This is a genomic window from Arthrobacter sp. GW822-FHT05G07 (assembly GCF_058799755.1).
Window position 1 is genome coordinate 460,076 of the sequence record NZ_JBXALT010000002.1, and the last position, 21,564, is coordinate 481,639.

The window sequence follows — 21,564 nt, forward strand, 5'->3', positions numbered from 1 at the left end:
GCATGCTGTCTTCCTCGGCAGCTGGAGATCGGTTGGCGCCATGTCTGGTGAGGTAGGTATGCGGTACATCCCAGGTGCTTGTGTGCCTGGTCACAACTAAAAGATACATCATTGTATGATTAATGCAATAGGTCTTTTGGGTAAAAAAATGCCCGCTCGGCAGAATCTGCCAAGCGGGCGGGACGAGTAGGTTTCTACGTCCTGAGAGTGATGAGCTTCCAAGGGAGCCTGGCTGGGTTCCCCGGGGAAACGTCGACTGAGCGATCCACGCGTTGCATGTCTTCCTCTACGAAGAGTGTTCCGGAGGCTATGCGGGCGTTGTTCGACGCGATGACGCGACCTGTCGGACCGAGGAGGACCACGGTGGGATCCTGGAGTTGGAGTGCCCGGAGGAAAACGCCTTCAAGCTTGGCAAGGGTTAGGTCGCACCCGAGGACATGCGTTCCTTGAGGCGTTGCGGCCGGAACACACAGAGTGATGATGTTGACATTGATGCCCCCGATATCGACGTAAGGCCCCACAGCAAGGGGACTGCCGTTAGCGGTGGTCACCGCAAACCATTCGCGGGTGGTGTAGTCGTAGTAGTTCAACGACTCCGGGTTGAGGTCGTGCGTGACCCAGCGCGGCTCTCCCCCAGCCTGTGCAGCTCTCCACCACTCAAGCCACAGAGGCGCCTCGGGAAGGCTTCCGGGTGCGTACGCAATGCCGGCCCCAACAATCAGCGCCGAGTGCCGGTTAATGAAAGCCGCCAGGTCCTGCTTGAGGAAAGCATAGGCACTCCGCCGTGGCACATCTGCCACCCGATCCGCGACGCCTGAAACCGTCGCGGCAATTTTTTCCAGATCATTGAAAACGGCGCCCACACTCGAAGAGATTGCTTCCGCTGTCCGTTCGAGAGCTTCATCCACTGCTGCCACGTTATGCACTTTCGTCGAACTCCATCGTCAATCGGAGGTGCTGCGCTATCAGGTACTCGGTCTCGGTCCGGGAATGCAGCTCCGCGGCGACCGCTGCCGCATCGGCATCACGTGCCCGGATCGCCTCCAGAATGGCCAGGTGTTGCGCCTCCAGGACCTCCTGGCTGTCAGCCTGTGCAGGATGGCTCCACCAGAGTGTCATCAACTCCGCCTCCAGCTGCAGAGAAGCCGAGGTCAAGCGGCTCGATTGGGCGGCAACACTAACCGCAACGTGAAAACGGCTATCCACCCGCCGCCTGGTGCGCTCGTCCTTCGTATCACGATGTCTTTGAACCAAATCCTCAAGATGAGCGACGTTCTGGGCGTCGGCACGGCTGGCCGCCAGTCTGGCAGACATCGAAGAAACAGCGGCCCCAAGGTCGCCCAGGTCACGCAGTGATTCGGTGCTGGCGTCCCTGAGTTTCCGCTGGAGCTGGTTGTCCGTCAGATCGATCTGGCCCCGGATGACGCTCCCGCCGCTCCGGCCCCTGCTGGTTTCAATCAGGCCCTTAGTGCGCAACGCAGCGAGGGACTGACGAAGGGTGATAGGGGAAATGCCCAACTCTGCGGCCAAGACCGATTCCGTGGGGAGCCGGTCCCCTTCCGTGAGGATGCCCATGAGGATGGCGGTTTCAATCTGGTAGGACACCTGATCCGCCCGGCCGAGTCCTTCGGGCTCACTTCCCCGGAGGAGGAGCAGGAGATCCAAGGCGCGGGTAGAGAGTGCCGTGCTCTCCATGGCAAACCCTCCTGTGAATGATGCCGGCGCAGGGCTGAAATCCTACGCTATTACCTTGAATTTTTACACATTTAGGATGCATTGGTAACAGCTTGGACGGCGCGCCTCAACGTGGAGTCGAAAAGTTCTGGCGAGGCGAAGCACTTCTTCTTATTGCCCCATATGAGGCGGACGATTGTGTATGCAGTCGTAAGGAGTGAACAATGTCAGACGCGGAACAGTCAACCTCTGATCTCATCGATGCCTCAGAGGCAAACAAGCGACGGTTTTTGATCAGGATGGTCACCGTTCTGATTGGCGGCATGGTCTTGGACGGTTACGTCCTGGGCATCATCGGACCCGTGTCGGGGAGAATGGCCGATGACCTCCAGCTCGATGCGTTCTGGCAGGGTCTCATAGCCGCAGCCGCCCTTATCGGCATCCTGATTGGATCGCCGCTCGGCGGCTATGCCTCCGACAAATGGGGACGAAAGCCCATCTTCATGTTCGACATCGGACTGTTCGCGATCGCCTCAGGAATGCAGTTCTTCGTCGACTCAGCCATGCTACTCATCGTGGTGCGCTTGCTGATGGGCATCGCTATTGGCACAGAGTACGCGGTTGGATGGCCGATGATGGCGGAGTTTTCTCCAACCCATCTACGCGGCAAACTCATGGCCGCCATGGGCATCGCCTGGTACGGCGGTTTCATGATCGCGTTCCTGATCGGCCACTTACTGAACGAGTACACCGACCTAAGTTGGCATTTCATTCTTGGCACCAGCACGTTCATAGCTGTTGCCATATTCCTTGGCCGCCTCGGGATGCCCGAGTCACCACGATGGCTGTGGAGCGTCGGCCGCAAAGACGAGGCCCAGGCCCTTGCCACCAAGTATCTGCCGGACGATGCCCTGGACGACGTACGTCACGAAGACGTCCGCAAAGGCAGCTTCGGAATGCTGTTCTCCAAGCAGTACTGGCGCTCAACCCTCTTCATTTCCGGTTTCTGGTTCTGCGCCGTGACACCCTACTTCGCCATTGCCACCTTCGCGGACAGCGTCCTGGAACAGTACGGCCTGGCCGGCGGTCTCGCCGGCGGAGTCGGGCTCTCCGCGATCGCCCTGGCCGGAGTCATCGTCACCTTCCTGCTCATCGAAAAAGCAGGGCGCCGCACGCTGACCGTCCCTCCCCAATGGCTCTGTACTGTAGTCCTCGCCATCATCGGGCTGTGGGCTGGCGCCCCGGCTATCGCCGTGCTCATCCTCTTCCTGGTGTTCTCCTTCTTCAACGCCGGCTACAACACCCTCACCAACGTCTACCCCGGAGAAGTCCTCCCCACCGAAATCCGCGGCATCGGAACCGGGTTCGCCGCCGCCGTTAGCCGGGTGGGAGCAGGCATCGGCATCTTCCTCATGCCCATGTCCATGGAATCCCTGGGGCCAGGCCCCACGATGCTGATCGCTGCCGCAGTCGCCCTGGCCGGGGCAGGCCTATCCCAGTGGCTGGCCCCGGAAACGAAGGGAAAAACACTGACCGAGACCGCGGCCGGCTACGCGCACTAGGCATCTAACCGAAACCCGCAGGACTCCTATCACGCGGCAAGGACAAGTCGCCACGGAACGCCTCGACGTTCACATCCAGGCGCAGGCGCTCTCGGCGTCGCCGACGCTGGCAGTATGAAGGACAGAAGAGGCAGACGATTCCTCCCTCAAAGCACCCGGTCAACACTGTCGACTGAGCTCTTACGTCGCCGCGGTGCTAAAGATGGCGCTTGCGAACGGGCGTCATGTCGCTCGGGCCATTTCAGGCGATGAGTAGATGCAGGTCCAATAAGGGCAGGCAATGGCTGTGAGACGGATGCAGGTGTGGATAATGTCCACACCTCGTTTAGCCTGACAAAGCCTCAACCAACTAAGTGTCCTCACTCACTACGAGCCGACATCAAGCTTTCGGACGAACGAGCCCGAAAGTCATGTTGTGCTCAGCACCCCTACCAATGAACAGGTGTAGGCCAACCACGACCCACCCGACGAATTGCGGGAGGAACGCATAAGCCCATCTCAAAGCCAGCGGACGGCCCACCAGCCACGACCCTGAACCCGCTCCCCCACAACTGAACAGACCAACCGGCGGCCAGGCACAAGCCGGCACCACATCAGAGGGTTCTGTCAACAATTGTCAACATGTTAAAGCAAAAACCCCCTCTGAGGGGGGCATGCCGTGCCCGAGGTGGGACTCGAAACGGGATTCCGGGGCTGGGAACACTGGGATGAGGCGGAAACAAGCGGAATTCGGGGCAGTTCGGTGGCTATACGGGACAATACGAAGCAAGAAGTGTGGACATCGTCCACACCCCCATCCCGTTGCTTCAATGGCCCTGGCCGGACTGCAGTCGGGGCTAGCGCGAGACCAGATGCTGGGAAAGCAGCGCGGCGGAGTCCCGCAATTCAACAATTCCTTCGGCCACACCGACCACCAGGTCGAAGCCCTCATCAGTCGTGAAGTCATGACGGTAACCGTTGATCCACAACAACAGAACCATGAGCGTCCAGGCGATACGCCTTTTACCGTCAAAGAGCGGATGGAAGCGGGCCACCGACTCCAGCAACGCGGCCGCCTTCATCGCCAATTCCGGATAGGCCTCAGCGCCCATGACTGTTATCGCTGGCCTGGCCAATGCCGAGGCGAGCAGGCCCACATCGCGGATGTGTAACCCGTACCGGTCGATTACCTGCAGTGCGTCCTCAATGCCAAGGTACGCGGTCACGCGTCCTCAAGGCGGGTCAGCAGCTCGGCGTCATGGCCCATAACGAAATCAAGGCCCGCACTAATCTCACGCCGGCGCGCGCGGCGCTGCAAGACAAGCTCGGCACCCTGCAAGAGCAACGCCGACTTGGACGTATGTTCCTCGGCCGCGAGCTTCTCCAGCCGACGATCGAGGTCTTCCGGGACACGGAGATTCATTGCCATGCCATTTTGGTACCAAAACGGTACAAACGATTGGGAGACACCCAACTTACATTTACCAGCCCGCGGATGCGACCCCGCGCGCACCGGAGATGTCACGCTCGAGCTATATCAATAATGGCCAACCCACATGAGAGGGAACATTGTCGGCGGAGATTGTCCCGAAGCTCAGGAACTGCTGGAAGACCTAATCCGTGATGCGAGAAAAGTAGCGCTTTCGACCAACCCGAACACCCATCTAGCACGATTCGATCGCGGCGTCTTCGAACGCTGCATCAGCGTCATCCATGCAGCCCGGGTCCTCGTGTCAGCTGGCCACTGGGAAGCAGCCACATCTCCCGTTCGTCAGCTCTACGAAATCGTCCTCAACATGGAACATCTCAACACCTATCCCGACAGAGAACTCGCCGCTATCAAGTTCATCCGATTCGGGAGCCTGCAGGAAGCCCTGGCAACCCTCGCCAACCTCGAGTACGAGCATGAACGAGGCGAACAAATTCAGTTGAAACGGGTCCTCGACATCAAGCAAGCCCTCGACGGGGAAACTTACGCCGAATTTCGTGCCAAACCTCGACGGGACGGTTCGCCCCAATGGCAGCAGAATTGGTGCGGCAAGAACATCGCAGAGCTAGCACGGGAATCGACAAATCGACTTCACCATGTGAACTACAAGCTCCTCTACTCCGCATGGTCCGAACAGACACACGGATCCCCTGGCGCATTGCTCCCGCGAATCATGGACAGCATCTATCCCAACAGGATCGACCCTAACCGAGACGAATCTGGCGCGGAAATGCGAGTGATCCTGATGTCCATGGTCCTCCTTCGCGAAGTATGGACCCTGCTGCCCGGAATCCCTCCACTCGACCCAGCCACCTCGCAGGAACAGGCACTTCGCATGAACATCCTCATGGAGGCAGGCAAAGCCGACGGCAAACCATCCATCATGGCCTTCGACCTTTAAGGTGCCCAGATTCTGAGCCGACAACAGCGAATATGTCCTAGCCGAAGCAGGACTACGCCCGACCGTTGGGAAGGGCCGGCCGTGGAGAATCCTTTTCTGAACTGAATAACAGCGCTGCCGTGCGCTTGGACAATTTCAAATGTCGCCAGGTGGACCGTAGTCGACTCCTTCCCAGAACGACATGGCGGGCGCGAAATGGCGATCCCGCAGGGAGCCGAGGGACCGCCATTTCGATGTATGCAGAGCTCCTAGTTAGACGGGAAGTTGTACGAGGCTCCCGAGGCGTGGTTGGTTTCCGGCCAGCGGGAGGTGATGACCTTCCCGCGGGTGTAGAACGAGACACCCTCGGGCCCGTAAATGTGCTTATCGCCGAACAATGAAGCCTTCCAGCCACCGAACGAGTAGTAGGCCACGGGCACAGGCAAGGGCACGTTGATACCAATCATGCCCACGTCCACGGAGCGTTGGAATTTTCGCGCAGCTGCTCCCGAAGATGTGAAGATCGCGGTGCCGTTGCCGTAGGGATTGGAGTTGATCAGTCGGATGCCTTCCTCGAGGTCGTTCACTCGGACCACCACGAGCACAGGTCCGAAGATCTCCTCCTTGTAGGCACTCATTTCGGTCTTCACGTGGTCGATGACCGTGGGGCCTACCCAGAAGCCTTCCTCATGGCCGGGAACCACGAGGTCGCGTCCGTCAACCACCATGGCCGCACCGGACCGTTCGGCTTCAGTGACGGTCTTGACGATGAAATCGCGTGATTCCAGGCTGATCACCGGGCCCATGTCTGCATCAGCATCGGTTCCGTTCTTGACCTTGACGTCGAGGGCGCGTTCTTCGACCTTCTTTACCAGCAGGTCAGCGGCGTCGCCGACTGCGACCGCCACTGAAATGGCCATGCAGCGCTGTCCGGCGGATCCGAAGGCGGCAGCGGCCAAATGGTCGGCAGCGTTGTCGAGGTCGGCGTCGGGCATCACGATCGCGTGGTTCTTCGCGCCGCCCAAAGCCTGGACCCGCTTGCCGTGCGCAGTGGCCACCTCGGTGATGTGCTTGGCCACCGGTGTGGAACCAACGAAGGAGATCGCGTCCACGTCCGGGTGGGTGAGCAGTCCGGAGACCACTTCGCGGTCACCGTGCAGGACTTGGAACACGCCTTCAGGAAGGCCTGCTTCCTTCCACAGTTTGGCCAGCAGCATGGCCGCCGAGGGGACGCGATGCGAGGGCTTCAGGATGAACGCGTTGCCGGTGGCGATCGCCATGGGTGCCATCCAGAGAGGCACCATGACCGGGAAGTTGAACGGGGTGATGCCGGCGACGACACCCACCGGCTCCCGGAAAGAGAAAACGTCGATGCCCGTAGACACTTGGTCGGAGTATTCGCCCTTAAGCAGCTGCGGGATGCCACAGGCGAACTCGATGACTTCCAGGCCGCGGCCGATCTCACCCTTGGCATCGTTGAGGACCTTGCCGTGCTCGGATGTAATCAGCTGGGCGAGCTCTTCGACGTGGGCGGCAACAAGCTCTCGGAATTTGAAAAGCACGGCAGTGCGCTTGGCCAGGGAAATGTCGCCCCAAGACTCGGCTGCCTTCTTGGCGGCAGCAACGGTGGCCTCCAGATCGGCGGCATTGGCCAACCGCAGCTGGGCCGTCACGGCGCCGGTGGCGGGGTTGTAGACAGGCTTGGTCGTGTTGCCGCTGCCGGCTGCCTCGGTGCCGCTGATGAAGTGGTTGATGATGGTCATTACTGCTCCTGAAGTAGTTGGTGCTGCCCGGCGTGGACGTCGTTGACTGCGCGGGGCAGGCCGGTGGCTAGTGATTCCTGGAGGGCCAGGCGAACGGCCAGGTTCTGTTCGGTCAGTTCCCTATGGATGATTTCGGGGCCGGAGTTGCGCACCCAAGCACTGAACCGTTCGATCTCGGTCTTGAACTGGTCTTCGCCAATGTCGAACGATTCAGTCCGTCCGTCCCGAAAGGAAATGGTGACGCGGGCTATTTCACCAGGGTCGGGATCGAAGGCCTTATCAAGGCTGATCTGGCCTTCAGTTCCGATGACTTGGAAGGTATGCGTGCGGGGCCCTTCGAAGCCGCAATCCAGCGTCCCCATCACGTCGCCGTAGTCCAGGATCGCCGCCATGGTGGTTTCCACCGCGTCGGTTCGGCTGGTGCCTTTTCCGTAAACGGACTCCGGCGCGCGTCCCATCACCATGTTCATGATGTCGACGGCGTAACAGCCGACGTCGTTAAGGGCACCTCCGTCCATGCCTGGCTTGAGGCGGACCTCACCATTCGATCGGTCCATGGCGAAGTGGAACCGCGCGTGCATGGAAACCAGCTCACCGATCCTGCCGGAATCGATGAACTCCCGTACTTTCTGGTGTTGCGGGTGGAAGCGGTACATGAACGCTTCCATCAGGTTCACGCCGTTGCGTTCACACGCCTCGATCACCCTTCGGTAGTCGTGGGTGCTCGCGACCAGGGGCTTTTCGCAGAGGATGTCCTTCCCGGCTTCGGCGGCTGCCACAATCCAGTCGGCGTGCAGCGAGTTCGGGAAGGGAAGATACACGGCTTCGATATGCGGGTCGGCCAAGAGCTCCTCATGGGAACCGTAGGCAGTGGGAATATCGAATCGTTCGGCGACTTCCGCAGCCTTGCCATTCGGGCTGCTGATCGCTGACGCCACCGCATTCCGGGCCCTGCTCATAGACGGAAGAAAGCGTCCCTGTGCGATCCGCGCCGTCGTCAACACGCCCCAGCGGACCGCGCTCAATCTCCGATCTCCGCATCAAGCCGGCGCAAGAACTCGACGGACTGGCGGACATCTCTGACCGGGCCCTCGTCCGTGGGCTCCATTTCGAGAATGGTGTCCTGTTCCATGGTGAACCAGCCCTCGTAGCCGGCATCCAGCAGGTCGCGGACAATCCCGGCAATGCCGACGTCTCCTTGCCCAAGAGGTACGTACATGCCAGCTTTGACAGCGTCGGTGTAAGAGATTTCGCCGGCCTGAACGCGCTTGGCCACCGAGGTCCGCACATCCTTGAGGTGGGTATGGCCGATACGGGCAGCATAGTCGCGGACCAACAGGGCAGGGTCGGTGCCTCCGATGAGCAGGTGGCCCGTATCCAGGCACAGGTTGGCTGACGTGTCGTTGAGGACCCGGTCCACGTCTGAGGTGGTCTCGATCATGGTGCCCACATGCGGGTGGACCACGGCTTGGATGCCCTTGTCCGCAGCGGCCTTGACCACCGCGTCAAGGTTCCGGCCGAACAATTCCCAACCCTCGGCGCCGAGCTCGTGGCGTTGGTCGTAACCGGCAACACCGGTCTCCGCGGCGAGGACCATAACACTGGCTCCCGCGGCCTCGTAGGCATCCAGTTCAGCTGCCACCACTTCCAAAGGATTCTTGGACGGGTCGTGAAGGATGACAGGGAAGAATCCACCGATGGCCTGCAGCTTGTGCTGTTTCAGGACCTCAGCACGGCGGGCTGCATGTTCAGGCAGGAATCCGGCTGGCCCGAACTCGGTGGCGCTGATACCCAGTGCGGTCATTTCGGACAGGACCTTGTCCGCGTCCAGTTGGTGGCCCCATCCGGGGACTTCACAGACTCCCCAGGAAATGGGTGCTGCGGCGAGGCGGCTGGTGATGGTGCTCAATCTGATCCTCCAAGTACGTTTTGGTCCCAGTCGATGACTGAGCCTGTGACTACACCGCTCCTGTCGGAGAGGAGAAAAACAATGAATTCGGCGATCTCGTCCACTTGGCCGAGCTTTCCCATGGGGACGGACGCGTTGGCCTTCTCAAGCCAGTCATCCCCTGCGCCGTGGAACTTCTTCTGCGTTTCGGCTTCGCCCTCCGTGGCGGTCCAGCCAATGTCCAGGCCGTTGATGCGGATTTTGTCCCAGCGGTGTGCGTGGGCGGCATTCCTGGTAACGCCTGCCAGGCCCGCCTTCGCCGCTACATAGGGTGCCAGATACGGCTGTCCACCGAGTTCCGCGATGGAAATGACGTTCAGGATGCTTCCTGGAACACCCCTGCTCCGAAGATGCTTGATGGTTTCGGCCATGATGAAGAACGGGGACTTCAAGTTCACCGCCATGTGGGCATCAAACAGCTCGGGCGTGGTGTCCAGCATGGTGCCGCGAGTAGTGAGGCCCGCTGCGTTGACCGCGCAGTCGAGCTGCCCGAACGCCGCTACCGTTTCCAGGACCGAATTCCGGGCTTGTTCGACGTCAGCCAGGTCTGTCTTGATGAACCGTGTCTCCACCCCGATGGCTGTGATCTCGGCAGCAAGCTGCTCGCCTGAGTCGGCGTTCCGTCCGGTGATGGCAATTCCATTGGCTCCTTCCTCGGCTGCGCGCCGTGCCACGCCGGCTCCCAGTCCCTGGGTGCCTCCGCTGATCAGGATCACTTTGTCCTTGAGGAGTGCCACTGCTATGCCTGCCCGATCTTGACCACACGACCGGACCGGGCCGATTCTTCGGCGGCGTTCGCCAGAAGGAGCGCTTGGAGGCCGTCGTCGAAGCCCGGGCTGCAAGCTGTCCCGGAGCGGACGGCACTGGCAAAGCTGTCCAGTTCGTTGCGGTAGGCCTCGGCATAACGCTCCAGGAAGAAGTTCAGGTACGGGTCGGTTTCTTCAGCGCCTGCAGCGGTGAACTTCCGCACGCTGGTGGGAGTCAGGTTGCCTGCGGTGAGCATGCCTTCGCTGCCGAAGGCTTCCAGGCGCTGGTCGTGGCCGAAGGCGCTGTGCCGGGAGTTGATGATAGTGATCTGTTCCCCGTTACTGCCGCGCAGGGTGATGACCACGGAGTCGAAGTCGCCGGCTTCCTCGATGTAGTCGCAGAAGAGGTTGGAACCGGTCGCGGAAACTTCGATGATCTCGGGAACGAAGAACCTGGCCATATCGAGGTCGTGGATGCTTTGATCCCGGAAGATGCCGCCGGAGCTGGCGATGTAAGCGGCCGGCGCGGGTGCGGGATCGCGGCTGATGATGGTCAGTTGCTCCAGTTTGCCGATTTCCCCGGCGGCCACGCGGGACTGGACAGCGGAGAAATTGGGGTCGAAGCGGCGGTTGAAGCCGAGCATGAGCGGCGTATCGCTGCCGCGGAGGCTGTCACGGCAGGCCAAGACACGGTCGAGGTCCAGGTCGATCGGCTTCTCACAGAGAGCCGCCACCCTGTGGGACGCAGCCCGTGAAATAAGGTCCACGTGGGTGCTGGTCGGCGAGCCAATGATTACAGCATCCAGGCCATCGATGGCGAACACATCGTCAGCAGTCGCGACGGCCACGGCGTTGGTTCCTGCGGCAAGAGCCTGTGCACCGTCGATGAACGGGTCCGCGATGGCAACCAGTTCAAGCCCGGGATTGGCCCGGATGTTGCTGGCGTGGACTTGGCCGATGCGGCCGGAACCGAACAGCGCTACCTTGAGGGGACGATCAGCGGACATGGATAGGGGTCCTTTCCAGAGGGTTGCCCGGAGAAGTCCGGGCTGGGGTACTTGCTTGTACGTCGACGGTTGTCCCGCCGTCGTTCATGGAGTTGATCAGCGCCTCGGCCACGAGGATTGCGTTCAGCGCCTCCCCTGCCGACGCCAACGGCGAGCGCGTTCCTGAGGCGAGCGAATCCACCCAGGCTTGGGATTGCAGGCGATATGCGTCAGTGAACACGGGTCGCCAGTCCTCCGGATAGCTGCCGGAACGTTGGTGGTGCTGGTTCACCGTGGTTTGTTGGGGCCGGGCGAGCTCCAAGCTGCCCTGTTCGCCCAAGATTTCGCAGCGGACGTCGTAGCCATAGCGGGCATTGACGAACACGTCCACGATGGTGAGCACGCCGTCCGCGGACCGCAGGTGGAATACCTGTGGATCCTGCCGGCTCAGGTCTTCGCCCGTGCTCTTGGGTGCATGCCAGCTAACAGCCTGGATGGGCGAATCCAACAGCCAGGCGGTGATGTCAATTTCATGGATACCGGAGTTGGTAATCGTGGCGGCCGAGTCACCTCCCGGGTAGGAACGGACATTGCGGTGGGAACTCAACATCATGAGTGGCTGGCCCACAGCGCCGTCGCGCAAACGGGCCTTCAATTCACGGTAGGCGGGGTGGAAACGCCGCATGAAGCCCACAGAGATAAGTGGATTTCCCCGGCGGGTAGCGGTCTCCAGTTCCACCAGCTCCTGGCATTGTGCTGCTGTTGGGGCAAGGGGCTTCTCGCAGAGGACGGGTTTGCCTGCTGACAGGCAGGCCTTGACCTGTTCGGCGTGCACCGTGTCATGCGAGGCGATGAGGACGGCGTCGACGAATGGCGAAGCGATGAGCTCCTCGGCAGAGTCAAAGCTCTTTGCGCCCGTTTGCGCAGCTGCTGCCTTGGCACGGTCTTGGACGGTATCGGCCACTGCTGTCACGGTGGCTCCGGAGATGCTGTCCTGCAGGACTCGTGCATGTTCCGATCCCATGACGCCAGTACCGATGACTCCTACGCGCACGGTCATGGTGCCGCCACCGCTGCAGGCTCGCGGCCGGCGAGGACATCCACCGCACCTTGGGCCGCGTCCCTGACAGTGTGCGCCATACCTTGGCGGGTGAAGCCCATCAGGTGCGGGGTCAGCACCACGTTGTCGTGATCGAAGAGCGGGTGATGAGCCGGTGGTTCGGGATCGTAAACGTCCAGACCGAGCCCGGACAGGTGCCCCGACTCCAGTGCCTGATGGGCCGCGTCGAGGTCGATCAGTCCGCCCCGGCTGCAGTTGATGAGTACTGCTCCGGGTTTCATGGCCTTGAGCCGTGCGGCGTTGATCAGGTTCTGGTTTTCCGGTGTCAGCGGCACATGGAGGGTGGTGAAGTCGCTGCCCGCGAGGAGTTCCTCCACGCTGTCACAGCGGATCGCGGCCGGAATCTCCGCGTATGGATCGTAAGCCAGGACTTTTAGGTCGAAGGCTTCGGCGATGCGCGCAACCCGGCGGCCGATGCGGCCGTATCCGATGATTCCCAGCGTAAATCCCTCCAGGTCGCCAACCACGACGGCGACACGTTGCTCCCAGCGTCCCTCCCGGACCACTGCGGTCAGCGGGAATAGCTTCTTGACAAGTGCCAAGAGGTGGGCGAAAACGCCTTCAGCCACCGAGGCCGTATTACTCCCGGGGGTGATGACTACCGGGATGCCGCGCCGGTTCGCCTCTGCAACATCCACGAGGTCCGTTCCTACGCCTGTTCGCGCGATGACTTTGAGGGACGGCATGCGGTCCAGCATTTCCCGGTCCACACGGTAGGCGGCCCGGACGATTGCGGCGTCCGCGGTGGCAAGCTCCTCCGCTGTGGGGTCTTGGATGAGCCGCTGATGCTGGGAGAGCAGCGGTTCAACCAGATCGGGTTCGACGCTGCCAAGAGCGACAAAGATTTGGGGTGTGGTTAAAGAAGCCATCGTCATCCTTGAAGATGTGGGTGTGTGAGCGCTGCTGGATAGGGCCCAGCAGCGAGAAGAGGTGTAGTTAGAGGCCGAGCAGGCTGGAGGTTCGAACCACGAGGTGTGGCGTCACAGGGTGGTGCACAAACCCGTTTCCCTCGCCGTGGATTCGTTCCAGGAGGGTTTTGGCTCCGGTTATGCCAATACTTGAGCTATCCGGGTCTACCGTGGTCAGGCCGAGGCGGGGCATGGCGCCCAAGGCAATGTTGTCGTAGCCGGTGATGGCCACTTCAACTCCACGCTCATCGGCGGCTGTCATGGCACCAAAAGCGGCGAGGTCGTTGATGCAGGCAAGGGCCGTGGGACGCTCGTGCTTTGAACGGGTGGAGCCCAGTGCCCGTTGCGCGGCAACGTAGCCGGATTCCTGGAAGAAGTCGGTGTCCACCACGGTGATGTGGCGTGAAAGTCCGTGCTCTTCCATGGCTGCGGAGTACCCGTCCACGCGGGCGCGACCCACCGAGCCGCCCAGTCCGCCCAAGTGCACAATGTTCTCGTGTCCTTGTGCGATCAGGTGCTCAACGACCATCGCCATGCCTTGGGTGTCATCACTGCGGACCACATCGGCGGTGTCAATGTAGTCCGGTCCGCCGCCGGCAAACACCACCGCTCCGCCGGATACCGCTCGGTTGAACGGTGCCTTGTCCGGCACCGTTCCCACCACCAGCAATCCGGCTACGCGCAGGTCGCGGAATGCTTGGAGAATGGACTGGTCCACTCCCCTGTCCGCCGCGGTGACCGCGCTGAAGAGGACAGTATGACCGGCCTCTTCAAGCACGGTCCGGGCCGCGTCGGCAACGTCGAAGGCCCACGGATTATGCATGTCACTGACCAGCACGCCGATGGTGCCGCTCTCCCGGGTTGCCAGGGAACGGGCTGCGAGGTTCAGTTCGTAGCCCATCTCCTCGACAACTTTCAGCACCCGCTGGCGGCGCTCGTCACTGACGCGAGGTGAGTCGCGCAGGACGAGTGAGACCAAGGACTTTGACACACCGGCACGTTCTGCCACGTCCATGATCGTTGGCCGCCGGGCGGATGAAGTAGCCATGGTTATGCCCGTGCTGCCGTGGTGCCGTGAATTTCCTCGATCTTCTGCCACTGGCCGGACACCGACGACGTTTCGGCGGCACTGACAATGGCTGCAGCCGACGCAGCATCGTGGATGTTGGAGTTTTCCTGTGCTCCCCCGGCGACGGCTATCAGGAACTTCTTGGCTTCGATGACTTTAAGGTCGTCAAAGCCCATGCTGTTTCCGGGGCCGGGCTGGAAGTAGGAGTAGTCCCCATGGCGGGGGCTCGCGTTGACTGTGGTGTAGCCCTGTTCGTCGTTGTTGCGACCCAGGCAGACTTTGAGTTCGTTCATACGTTCGAAGTCCCACTTGAGTGAACCTTCGGTTCCGTAGACTTCGATTTGGTAGCCGCACTCGGGTCCGACGGCGACACGTGAGGATTCGATGGTGCCGACGGCTCCTGCGCCGACTGCGGACGGGCCGAATCGGACCAGCGCTGCGGCGTAGTCCTCATTCTCGACCTCTCCCATTTCACCGTTCTCGATCACTGCGAAGTGCGTCCCGGACCCCATTTCCACCTTGGGGCGCTGGGTGTATACCGTACTGGTCAGCGCGGTTACCTCGGCGATGGGCCCAACTACATATTGGCACAAGTCCGTTGCGTGGCTGAACAGGTCAGCCAGGACACCCGTTCCGGCGAGTTTGCGGTCGAAGCGCCAGGACAATGCGCCGTTGGGTTCGGAGGCGTAGCCCGAGAAGAACACGGCGCGGACGTTGGTGATCCGGCCGAGCTTGCCTTCAGCTACGAGCTTCCGTGCGTGCTCAACCGCCGGAGCATGGCGGTAGTTGTACCCGATGGACGTCACGACGCCGGCCTCGAGAGCGGCTTCCTGCACGGCTGCGGTTTCGTCGTAGCCGCGTCCAACGGGCTTTTCGATCCAGAAGTGCTTTCCGGCCTTGGCAGCTGCGATCCCGATTTCGGCGTGGAGGAAGTTGGGGGCGCAGATGGAGACGACGTCCACATCCGGATGGTTCAGAACGTCGTTGTAGTCTGTGGTGCCTTCGGCGAAGCCGAGGACGTCGCGGGCGTAATCCACGCGGCTTGGAGCCGTGTCCGCTGCGATGACGAGCTTGGTGGTCAGACCAAGTTCCGGGTAGGCGTAGGGGACGGTCTGGTAGGCGCGCGAGTGGAGCTTTCCCATCCATCCCACGCTTATGAGGCCGACACCGATGGTGCGCGATTCTGGGCTCACGTTCATGCCTTTCTTGTTGAAAATTCCTGGTTAGTTACGGGCGGTGTCGAAGGCGTCACGGAACGCCGCCGCCATGATGGTGGAGTCAGAGCCGATGGCTACGAACCGGAAGCCTTGCCGGACGAATTTCGCTGCCCCGTGCCCGTCCACGGCGAGGATGCCGGCCGCTTTGCCGTGTGCTTCAGCTGCGGCGACCACCCGTTGCAACGCCTCTTGGAAGGGATTGCTGTCCAATTGCAGTGGAACCCCCAAGGCGTAGGACAAGTCCAAGGGGCCCACGAACAGGACGTCTACGCCATCTTGCGACGCGATCTCTTCCACGCTGTCCAGGGCGTCGAGGGTTTCGATCTGGATGATGCCCACAGTGCTCTGCTGGGCCGTGCTCAAGGGAGCTCGGTCCATCCCCCAACGGCAGGAGCGGTTGTAGGTTGCCACGCCTCGATCGCCGTACGGCGGGTACAGCAAGTGCCGCACCACCGCATGTGCTTCGTCGACGCCGTTCAGCCGCGGCACCATGACCCCGGCTGCGCCCTGGTCCAGGACGCGTCCGATTCTGACCCGCTCGCCGCTCTCCACCCGCACAATGGTGGGCACGCCGTAGCTTCCGGCAGCCAGGACACCGTCACGGACGGACTCTTCGCCGCCGGAGCCGTGCTCGAGGTCAATCAGCACCCAATCGGCGCCGGAAGCCGCGCAAACTTCGGTAGCAATTGCCGAGGACATTCCAACGAACGTCCCTACGGTTACTTCGCCCGCCGCCAAGCGACGCCGGAGCTTGCCGCCGTCGAGAGGGCCGCCGTCGAAAGCTTCCGCGCTCATCCGAACCACCGCTGGCTGCCACGTGCGTCCTCGTACTCCGACCGCAAGGATTGGACCCATTCCTGGTCGGAGACTTCGGCCGGTGCCACGTCCCACCACACGTCGCCGCCAGGCAGGTCCACATGGGGAACCGTAGGCACCACGATCACCACCGGTCCTGAAGTGTCGCGTGTCGAGGACAGTGCTTCCCGGACCTCCGCGGCGGTTGTGGCGCGGATGGCCAAGGCGCCGAGGCCCTCGGCGATCTGCCGCAGGTCTACCGTGAGATAGTCGCCGTCCAGCCGGGCCTTGGGAGCGTCCTCCACGGCGACACTTCCGCCGGTGGTCCGGTAGCGGAATTCGTTGCCGAACTCCCGTCCCATACGGTTCATTTGGAGGCGGTGGATGACTTGGTAGCCGTGGTTCTCCGACACAACGATCGTGACGTTGAGGCCTTCCTGCGCCGCAGTGAGGATCTCGGTGGGAGCCATGAGGAACGTGCCGTCGCCGATGAAGGTGACCACGCGGTTCTCATTGTTGCCTTCGGCCAGGCGCACGCCCATGCCTGCTGCAATCTCGTAGCCCATGCAGGAAAAGCCGAATTCCAGGTGGCAGTTGCGGTTGCCGGTGGCATCCCAGACCTTCTGGAGGTCGCCGGGAGGGCCACCCGCTGCAGCGATGATGGTATCGCCGGACCGGGCGTGTTCCTGCATGAGGCCGATGAGCTGCGGCTGGGTCAGCACCGCTCCGGTGATCGGAGCGTCCGGGTAGTCCTCCGGACGGTAGGCGGTGTCGGCGTCGAGCCACGTGGAACGGATGGGCTCCCACTTGGCCTTTTCGGCGTGGACCGTCTCCTGCCAGGTTTCGCTGGTGGCGTGGCCTTCCAAGGCCTCGGCAAGCGCTTCCAGACCGAGGCGGGCATCCGACAGGATGCCGACGGCGCCCTGCTTCCGGGTATCTGCATCCACGATGTTCAACGACGCGAAGCGGACGCTGGGGTTCTGGAAGATCGACTGGGAGCCGGTGGCGAAGTCCGTCAGCCGGGTGCCGACGCTCAGTACCAGGTCGGCCTGCTTGACCAAGGTGTTGGAAGCGAAGTTGCCTTCCAGCCCCACGCCGCCGACTTGCCACCATTCGTCCTTGGTCACAGCCCCCTTGCCGCCGAACGTCTCCACCACGGGAACGCCAATTTGGCCGGCCAGGGCTTCGAGGGCAGCGTGGGCGTCGGAGTAGTGGATGCCGCCGCCGGCGATGATCACAGGGCGTTTAGCGTCGCGGATGAGGCGGGCGACGTCGTCGATCTCTTCCAGGTCCGGCAGGGGCCGGCGGATCTTCCAATCGCGGGGTTCGAAGAACTCCGCCGGGAAGTCATAGGCGTGGGACTGAATGTCCTGGGGAAGGGAGATGACCACGGCGCCGGTGTCGGTGGGGCTGGTCAGCACGCGCATGGCCTGCGGGAGTGCAGTCAGGAGCTGTTCCGGACGGTTGATCCGATCGAAGAAGCGCGAGACTGGCCGGAAGGAATCGTTGACCGTGGCATCGGCTTCGGTGGGGTGTTCCAGCTGCTGGAGTACGGGGCCCTGGTGACGGGTGGCGTAGGTGTCCCCGGGCAGGAGCAGCAGTGGAATCCTGTTGACGGTGGCCAGGCCGGCGGCGGTGACCAGATTCAGCGCGCCCGGGCCAATGGAGGCCGTGACGGCGAGGACGGCCTGGCGGCGGCTTGCTTTGGCGTACGCAGTGGAAATATGGGCCAGGTACTGCTCATGGCGGCCTTGGATGAACGGCATGTCATCGGCGAGTTGGTCAAGGGCCTGGCCCAGTCCGGCCACGTTGCCGTGACCGAAGATGCCGAGCGCGGCCGGCACCAGGCGGCGGCGGACACCGTCGGCCAGTGAATACTGCACGGAGAGGTACTTGATGACCGCCTGGGCGGTGGTGAGCCTGATGGTTTGAGATGGTGTGGTCATTGCCTTATTTCCGTTGTGAGTGGTTTACCAGGAGCGTCCGTGCAGGACGATCGTCTTTTCTTCGGTCATCTCCTCGACCGCCGAGCGGACGCCTTCCTTGCCGATGCCGCTGCCCTTCAGGCCGCCGTAGGGCATGAGGTCCGCGCGCCACAGCGGTGTCCAGTTGATGTGGATGTTGCCCGCGTCGATCTGGCGCATGGCTTGGACCGTGTTGGAAACATCCTTGGTGAAGAATCCGGCGCCCAGTCCGTACTCGTTGTCGTTGGCCAGGGCGATGGCGGATTCCATGTCCTGCGCCGAGGAAACGGCCACGGCTGGGCCGAACAATTCGTTTCTGCTCAGCTTGGACCGCGGGTCGACTCCGGCCACGACGGCGGGAGTCACTACGGCCCCGTCACGGTCACCTCCGGTGAGGACCCGGGCGCCGGAGTGGCGTGCCTCGTTGATCGATGCGTGAACGCGTGAGGCTTCTTGCTCGGAGATCAACGAACCGATCCGGGTGTCGTCTTCCTTGGGGTTGCCTACGGAGATTGCTTCCACCTTGGGAACCAGTGCATCCAGGAAGTCAGCTTCGACGCGGCGGTCCACAATGACCCGCTGCACAGAGATGCAGACTTGACCGGAGTTGATGAAGCCGCCGGCCGCGACGGCGGTGGACGCCAGTTCCAGGTCGGCATCCGGCAGGATGATCACGGGGCACGAAGCACCGAGTTCGAGCGAGAGTTTCTTCACTCCGGCGATATTGCTGATCCGGGTCCCCGTGGCGGTGGAGCCCGTGAACGACACTTTGCGTACTCGAGGATCCGTCACAAGGACATCGCCCAAGGTGCTGCCGGGTCCGGTGATGACGGACAGCGCCTCTGGGGGCAGGCCGGCGTCGACGAAGCACTTCGCCAGCTTCAGCGCCGTCAGAGGCGTCGCCCGGGCAGGCTTAAGAACGACGGCGTTACCGGCTGCCAGCGCCGGTGCAATTTTGTGCAACACCAGCAAGGCGGGGTAGTTGAAGGGCGTGATCGCTACCACGATCCCCGCCGGTTGCCGCAGGGTGAAGCCAACCTTGTCCAGTCCGGTTCCGGCATTGGCGTCCAGCGGGAGGGTGGAGCCGTAGAGCTGGCTTCCCTCATAGGCAGCCAAGCGGATGATGTTGCCGGAGCGAGATGCCTCTCCCCTGGCTTCCGTTATGGGCTTTCCCGTTTCAGCGCTAATAGTCTGGGCGATGTCCTCCGCCCGTTCATCAGCCAAGGCCGCGGCGCGGAGCAACATATCAACCCGTTCGTGCGCAGGCGTGGTCCTTTGCAGGTGGGCGCCGATCTCTGCCCGGTCGAGGGCATCCTGGGCGTCCTTTACTGTGGCGACGGGGACGGTGTCGATCGTCCTGCCATCGAACGGCGAGCGGACTTCTTCTGTCCTGCCGTCGGCCGCATTGCGCCAGTTTCCGGCTATTAGCATTTCCATGGTGCTCCATCCAGGGTTGTAAACATTCGCTGTTACTTCTGCGCTCAGTGGCGCTTGGTGTTGCTTTCGGGTGCAGCGTCGGCCACTCCGGCTACCTCGGCTTTGACTTCGTTGAGGGCTTCAGTGTGACCGCCGAGCTGCTCCAGCTCGTGGGCCAGCTCTGCGAGCTCGGCGCCGCCGGCCATCTGGGCGGTGAGCTCCTCCAAGGTGATGTCCTTCTTCTCGTAGTAGCCGATCGACTTGCCGCGCTTGAGGAGCAGGAACCGATCGCCCACGGGGAAGGCATGGTGCGGGTTGTGGGTGATGAAGATGACGCCGAGTCCACGGTCACGGGCCTGCAGGATGTAACGGAGCACGACGCCGGACTGCTTGACACCCAACGCCGCTGTGGGCTCGTCCAGGATCAGCACCTTCGCGCCGAAGTACACGGCGCGGGCAATGGCGACGCATTGGCGTTCACCACCGGAGAGCTGGCCGATGGGCTGTTCGACGTCGCGGAGGTCAATGCCCATCTCGGCCAGTTCCTTGAGCGTGATGTCCTTCATCTTCTGGACATCCAGGCGCCGGAAAGGGCCGGTCCCGGTGGTCAATTCGGAGCCAAGGAAGAAGTTCCGCCAAATCGGCATGAGTGAAACGACGGCGAGGTCCTGGTACACAGCTGCAATACCGGCGTCGAGCGCTTCACGAGGCGAACCGAGCTTGCGGTCCTCGCCCATGATCTTGAATGAGCCTTCGTCGTGCTGGTGAAGTCCTGCGATGATCTTGATCAGGGTGGACTTGCCGGCACCGTTATCACCAAGGACGCAGGTGACGCGGCCGTTGTCCACGGCCATGGTGACATCGCGGAGAGCTATGACGTTGCCGTAGTGTTTACCCACGTTCTCCAGGGAGAGCAGGTGCACCGGGGTGTGCGTCAACGGGTCCTTTTCGTCCTGCAGCAGAGTCTGCTGGTCAATTTGCTGTGAGTTCATGATGTCTACTTGCTTTCGGCTCGGCGCTTGACGATGAGATTCACGATGGTGGCGAGCAGGAGCATCAGGCCCAAGAAGAACTTGAACCAGTCCGGGTTCCACTGCGCGTAAACAATGCCCTTGTTGGCCATACCGAAGATGAAGGCACCGATTGCCCCGCCGACGGCTGAACCATAGCCACCGGTGAGAAGGCAGCCGCCGATAACTGCGGCGATGATGTAGAGGAACTCGTTGCCTACACCTTCGCCGGACTGCACGGTGTTGAAAGCAAAGAGGTTGTGCATTCCCAGGATCCAGCCACAGAAACCAACGGCCATGAACAGGCCGATCTTGGTCTTGGTTACTGGTACACCCACGGCGCGGGCAGCGTTGGCGTCGCCGCCGACGGCGAAGATCCAGTTGCCCACCCGGGTGCGGAGCAGGACCCAGGAAGCCACGATCACCAAGGCAATCCAGATAAACACTGTGACGTTGACGTCGACTCCGCCGATCTTGACGCTCGAAGCGAAGATTGCCCGTGCGGCGTCGAAGCCGTCGATGTCCGAGATGGAAGGGGTAGCAACAGCACCGCCGATGAGACGGGTGAGGCCGAGGTTCAGGCCCGCGAGCATCAGGAACGTTGCCAGGGTGACGATGAAGCTGGGCAGCTTGGTCTTGACCAAAATCCAGCCATTGATGAACCCAATCCCGAGGGAGACGATCAGTGCGAACAGGACTCCCACCCAGATGTTGGCGCTGAAGTACCAGCTGAACATGGAGGCGGACAGTGCAGAGGTGATGACGGCTACACCCGTCGAGAGGTCGAATTCACCACCAATCATCAGCAGGGCGACGCCCACAGCCATGATGCCGATGGTGGAACTTCCATAGAGGACGGTCGCCAGTGAACTGGGCTGCAGGAACACAGGGGCGATCGCGGAAAAGAAGATGAAGAGGACAACGGCGCCAACAAGGGCGCCGATTTCCGGGCGAACCAACAGTTTCTGCAGGGTGTTCCGGGTACTGACGCGCTCGTCTGAAGCGGCGGTGAGGACGGCATTGGCCATGATTACTAAG

The 21,564-nt window shown here is 61.8% G+C and carries 20 protein-coding genes; 2 read left to right on the forward strand and 18 right to left on the reverse strand.

The genetic code is table 11. From position 1 onward, the window contains the following. Positions 1–194: 194 nt before the first annotated feature. Both AC1RJY_RS04885 and AC1RJY_RS04890 read right to left on the reverse strand, forming a co-directional pair. A complete protein-coding gene (locus tag AC1RJY_RS04885; RefSeq protein ID WP_498601631.1) occupies positions 195–917 on the reverse strand; it encodes a cache domain-containing protein in 723 nt (240 codons plus the stop codon). A gap of 1 nt (position 918) precedes the next feature. Next, positions 919–1,695, reverse strand: a complete 777-nt coding sequence (locus tag AC1RJY_RS04890; RefSeq protein WP_498601633.1) for a FadR/GntR family transcriptional regulator — start codon at positions 1,693–1,695, stop codon at positions 919–921. A 203-nt stretch (positions 1,696–1,898) separates the two neighbouring features. On the opposite strand from AC1RJY_RS04890, the gene AC1RJY_RS04895 reads away from it, so the two are divergent. After that, positions 1,899–3,236 (forward strand): MFS transporter, encoded by a 1,338-nt coding sequence (locus AC1RJY_RS04895; protein WP_498601634.1) that lies wholly within the window; start codon positions 1,899–1,901, stop codon positions 3,234–3,236. A gap of 836 nt (positions 3,237–4,072) precedes the next feature. Here the strand turns inward: AC1RJY_RS04895 and AC1RJY_RS04900 are convergent. Together AC1RJY_RS04900 and AC1RJY_RS04905 are read right to left on the reverse strand one after the other, a co-directional pair. After that, complete coding sequence (locus AC1RJY_RS04900; protein WP_498601635.1) at positions 4,073–4,441, reverse strand: type II toxin-antitoxin system death-on-curing family toxin; 369 nt, start codon at positions 4,439–4,441, stop codon at positions 4,073–4,075. Continuing rightward, positions 4,438–4,644, reverse strand: coding sequence for a ribbon-helix-helix protein, CopG family (locus AC1RJY_RS04905; protein WP_498601637.1), 207 nt, complete (start codon positions 4,642–4,644; stop codon positions 4,438–4,440). The genes AC1RJY_RS04900 and AC1RJY_RS04905 overlap by 4 nt, the downstream gene beginning before the upstream one ends. 127 nt (positions 4,645–4,771) lie before the next feature. Here AC1RJY_RS04905 and AC1RJY_RS04910 point away from each other — a divergent pair, with 127 nt between their 5' ends. Further along, the gene (locus AC1RJY_RS04910) at positions 4,772–5,605 is read left to right on the forward strand and encodes a DUF5677 domain-containing protein (RefSeq protein WP_498601638.1); all 834 of its coding nucleotides are present in this window, start codon (positions 4,772–4,774) and stop codon (positions 5,603–5,605) included. Positions 5,606–5,853: 248 nt separating this feature from the next. Here AC1RJY_RS04910 and AC1RJY_RS04915 read toward each other — a convergent pair whose 3' ends face one another. The 14 genes from AC1RJY_RS04915 to AC1RJY_RS04980 form a co-directional block, all read right to left on the reverse strand. Beyond that, positions 5,854–7,347: a CoA-acylating methylmalonate-semialdehyde dehydrogenase gene (locus AC1RJY_RS04915; RefSeq protein ID WP_498601639.1), complete on the reverse strand. Its 1,494-nt coding sequence runs from the start codon at positions 7,345–7,347 to the stop codon at positions 5,854–5,856. Further along, positions 7,347–8,351 (reverse strand): Gfo/Idh/MocA family protein, encoded by a 1,005-nt coding sequence (locus AC1RJY_RS04920; protein ID WP_498601691.1) that lies wholly within the window; start codon positions 8,349–8,351, stop codon positions 7,347–7,349. The genes AC1RJY_RS04915 and AC1RJY_RS04920 overlap by 1 nt, the downstream gene beginning before the upstream one ends. A 17-nt stretch (positions 8,352–8,368) precedes the next feature. After that, positions 8,369–9,256 (reverse strand): sugar phosphate isomerase/epimerase family protein, encoded by an 888-nt coding sequence (locus AC1RJY_RS04925; protein WP_498601641.1) that lies wholly within the window; start codon positions 9,254–9,256, stop codon positions 8,369–8,371. Next, positions 9,253–10,032, reverse strand: a complete 780-nt coding sequence (locus AC1RJY_RS04930; RefSeq protein ID WP_498601642.1) for an SDR family oxidoreductase — start codon at positions 10,030–10,032, stop codon at positions 9,253–9,255. Before AC1RJY_RS04930 ends, AC1RJY_RS04925 begins: the two co-directional genes overlap by 4 nt. 2 nt (positions 10,033–10,034) lie before the next feature. Next, a complete protein-coding gene (gene iolG, locus AC1RJY_RS04935) occupies positions 10,035–11,048 on the reverse strand; it encodes an inositol 2-dehydrogenase (RefSeq protein WP_498601644.1) in 1,014 nt (337 codons plus the stop codon). Next, positions 11,038–12,087, reverse strand: a complete 1,050-nt coding sequence (locus tag AC1RJY_RS04940; RefSeq protein WP_498601645.1) for a Gfo/Idh/MocA family protein — start codon at positions 12,085–12,087, stop codon at positions 11,038–11,040. The genes iolG and AC1RJY_RS04940 overlap by 11 nt, the downstream gene beginning before the upstream one ends. Further along, complete coding sequence (locus AC1RJY_RS04945) at positions 12,084–13,016, reverse strand: hydroxyacid dehydrogenase (RefSeq protein WP_498601647.1); 933 nt, start codon at positions 13,014–13,016, stop codon at positions 12,084–12,086. Before AC1RJY_RS04945 ends, AC1RJY_RS04940 begins: the two co-directional genes overlap by 4 nt. 67 nt (positions 13,017–13,083) lie before the next feature. Beyond that, on the reverse strand, positions 13,084–14,103 hold the full coding sequence (locus AC1RJY_RS04950) for a LacI family DNA-binding transcriptional regulator (RefSeq protein WP_498601649.1): 1,020 nt from the start codon (positions 14,101–14,103) through the stop codon (positions 13,084–13,086). A gap of 2 nt (positions 14,104–14,105) precedes the next feature. Next, positions 14,106–15,317, reverse strand: coding sequence for a Gfo/Idh/MocA family protein (locus tag AC1RJY_RS04955; protein WP_498601651.1), 1,212 nt, complete (start codon positions 15,315–15,317; stop codon positions 14,106–14,108). Positions 15,318–15,347: 30 nt separating this feature from the next. Further along, complete coding sequence (locus tag AC1RJY_RS04960; protein ID WP_498601652.1) at positions 15,348–16,136, reverse strand: HpcH/HpaI aldolase family protein; 789 nt, start codon at positions 16,134–16,136, stop codon at positions 15,348–15,350. Continuing rightward, positions 16,133–18,082 (reverse strand): 3D-(3,5/4)-trihydroxycyclohexane-1,2-dione acylhydrolase (decyclizing), encoded by a 1,950-nt coding sequence (iolD, locus tag AC1RJY_RS04965; RefSeq protein WP_498601653.1) that lies wholly within the window; start codon positions 18,080–18,082, stop codon positions 16,133–16,135. The genes AC1RJY_RS04960 and iolD overlap by 4 nt, the downstream gene beginning before the upstream one ends. A 24-nt stretch (positions 18,083–18,106) precedes the next feature. Continuing rightward, positions 18,107–19,537: an aldehyde dehydrogenase family protein gene (locus tag AC1RJY_RS04970; protein ID WP_498601655.1), complete on the reverse strand. Its 1,431-nt coding sequence runs from the start codon at positions 19,535–19,537 to the stop codon at positions 18,107–18,109. Between the two features lie 44 nt (positions 19,538–19,581). Next, complete coding sequence (locus tag AC1RJY_RS04975; protein WP_498601656.1) at positions 19,582–20,508, reverse strand: ATP-binding cassette domain-containing protein; 927 nt, start codon at positions 20,506–20,508, stop codon at positions 19,582–19,584. 5 nt (positions 20,509–20,513) lie between these two features. Then, positions 20,514–21,554 (reverse strand): ABC transporter permease, encoded by a 1,041-nt coding sequence (locus AC1RJY_RS04980; protein ID WP_498601657.1) that lies wholly within the window; start codon positions 21,552–21,554, stop codon positions 20,514–20,516. Positions 21,555–21,564 lie beyond the last annotated feature (10 nt).

Bases quoted from the DNA above. Each gene is read 5' to 3' on its own strand.
- AC1RJY_RS04890 (WP_498601633.1), bottom strand. From the start codon at position 1,695: ATGGAGAGCACGGCACTCTCTACCCGCGCCTTGGATCTCCTGCTCCTC.
- AC1RJY_RS04895 (WP_498601634.1), top strand. From the start codon at position 1,899: ATGTCAGACGCGGAACAGTCAACCTCTGATCTCATCGATGCCTCAGAG.
- AC1RJY_RS04905 (WP_498601637.1), bottom strand. From the start codon at position 4,644: ATGGCAATGAATCTCCGTGTCCCGGAAGACCTCGATCGTCGGCTGGAG.
- AC1RJY_RS04910 (WP_498601638.1), top strand. From the start codon at position 4,772: ATGAGAGGGAACATTGTCGGCGGAGATTGTCCCGAAGCTCAGGAACTG.
- AC1RJY_RS04915 (WP_498601639.1), bottom strand. From the start codon at position 7,347: ATGACCATCATCAACCACTTCATCAGCGGCACCGAGGCAGCCGGCAGC.
- iolG (WP_498601644.1), bottom strand. From the start codon at position 11,048: ATGTCCGCTGATCGTCCCCTCAAGGTAGCGCTGTTCGGTTCCGGCCGC.
- AC1RJY_RS04940 (WP_498601645.1), bottom strand. From the start codon at position 12,087: ATGACCGTGCGCGTAGGAGTCATCGGTACTGGCGTCATGGGATCGGAA.
- AC1RJY_RS04945 (WP_498601647.1), bottom strand. From the start codon at position 13,016: ATGGCTTCTTTAACCACACCCCAAATCTTTGTCGCTCTTGGCAGCGTC.
- AC1RJY_RS04950 (WP_498601649.1), bottom strand. From the start codon at position 14,103: ATGGCTACTTCATCCGCCCGGCGGCCAACGATCATGGACGTGGCAGAA.
- AC1RJY_RS04960 (WP_498601652.1), bottom strand. From the start codon at position 16,136: ATGAGCGCGGAAGCTTTCGACGGCGGCCCTCTCGACGGCGGCAAGCTC.
- iolD (WP_498601653.1), bottom strand. From the start codon at position 18,082: ATGACCACACCATCTCAAACCATCAGGCTCACCACCGCCCAGGCGGTC.
- AC1RJY_RS04970 (WP_498601655.1), bottom strand. From the start codon at position 19,537: ATGGAAATGCTAATAGCCGGAAACTGGCGCAATGCGGCCGACGGCAGG.
- AC1RJY_RS04975 (WP_498601656.1), bottom strand. From the start codon at position 20,508: ATGAACTCACAGCAAATTGACCAGCAGACTCTGCTGCAGGACGAAAAG.
- AC1RJY_RS04980 (WP_498601657.1), bottom strand. From the start codon at position 21,554: ATGGCCAATGCCGTCCTCACCGCCGCTTCAGACGAGCGCGTCAGTACC.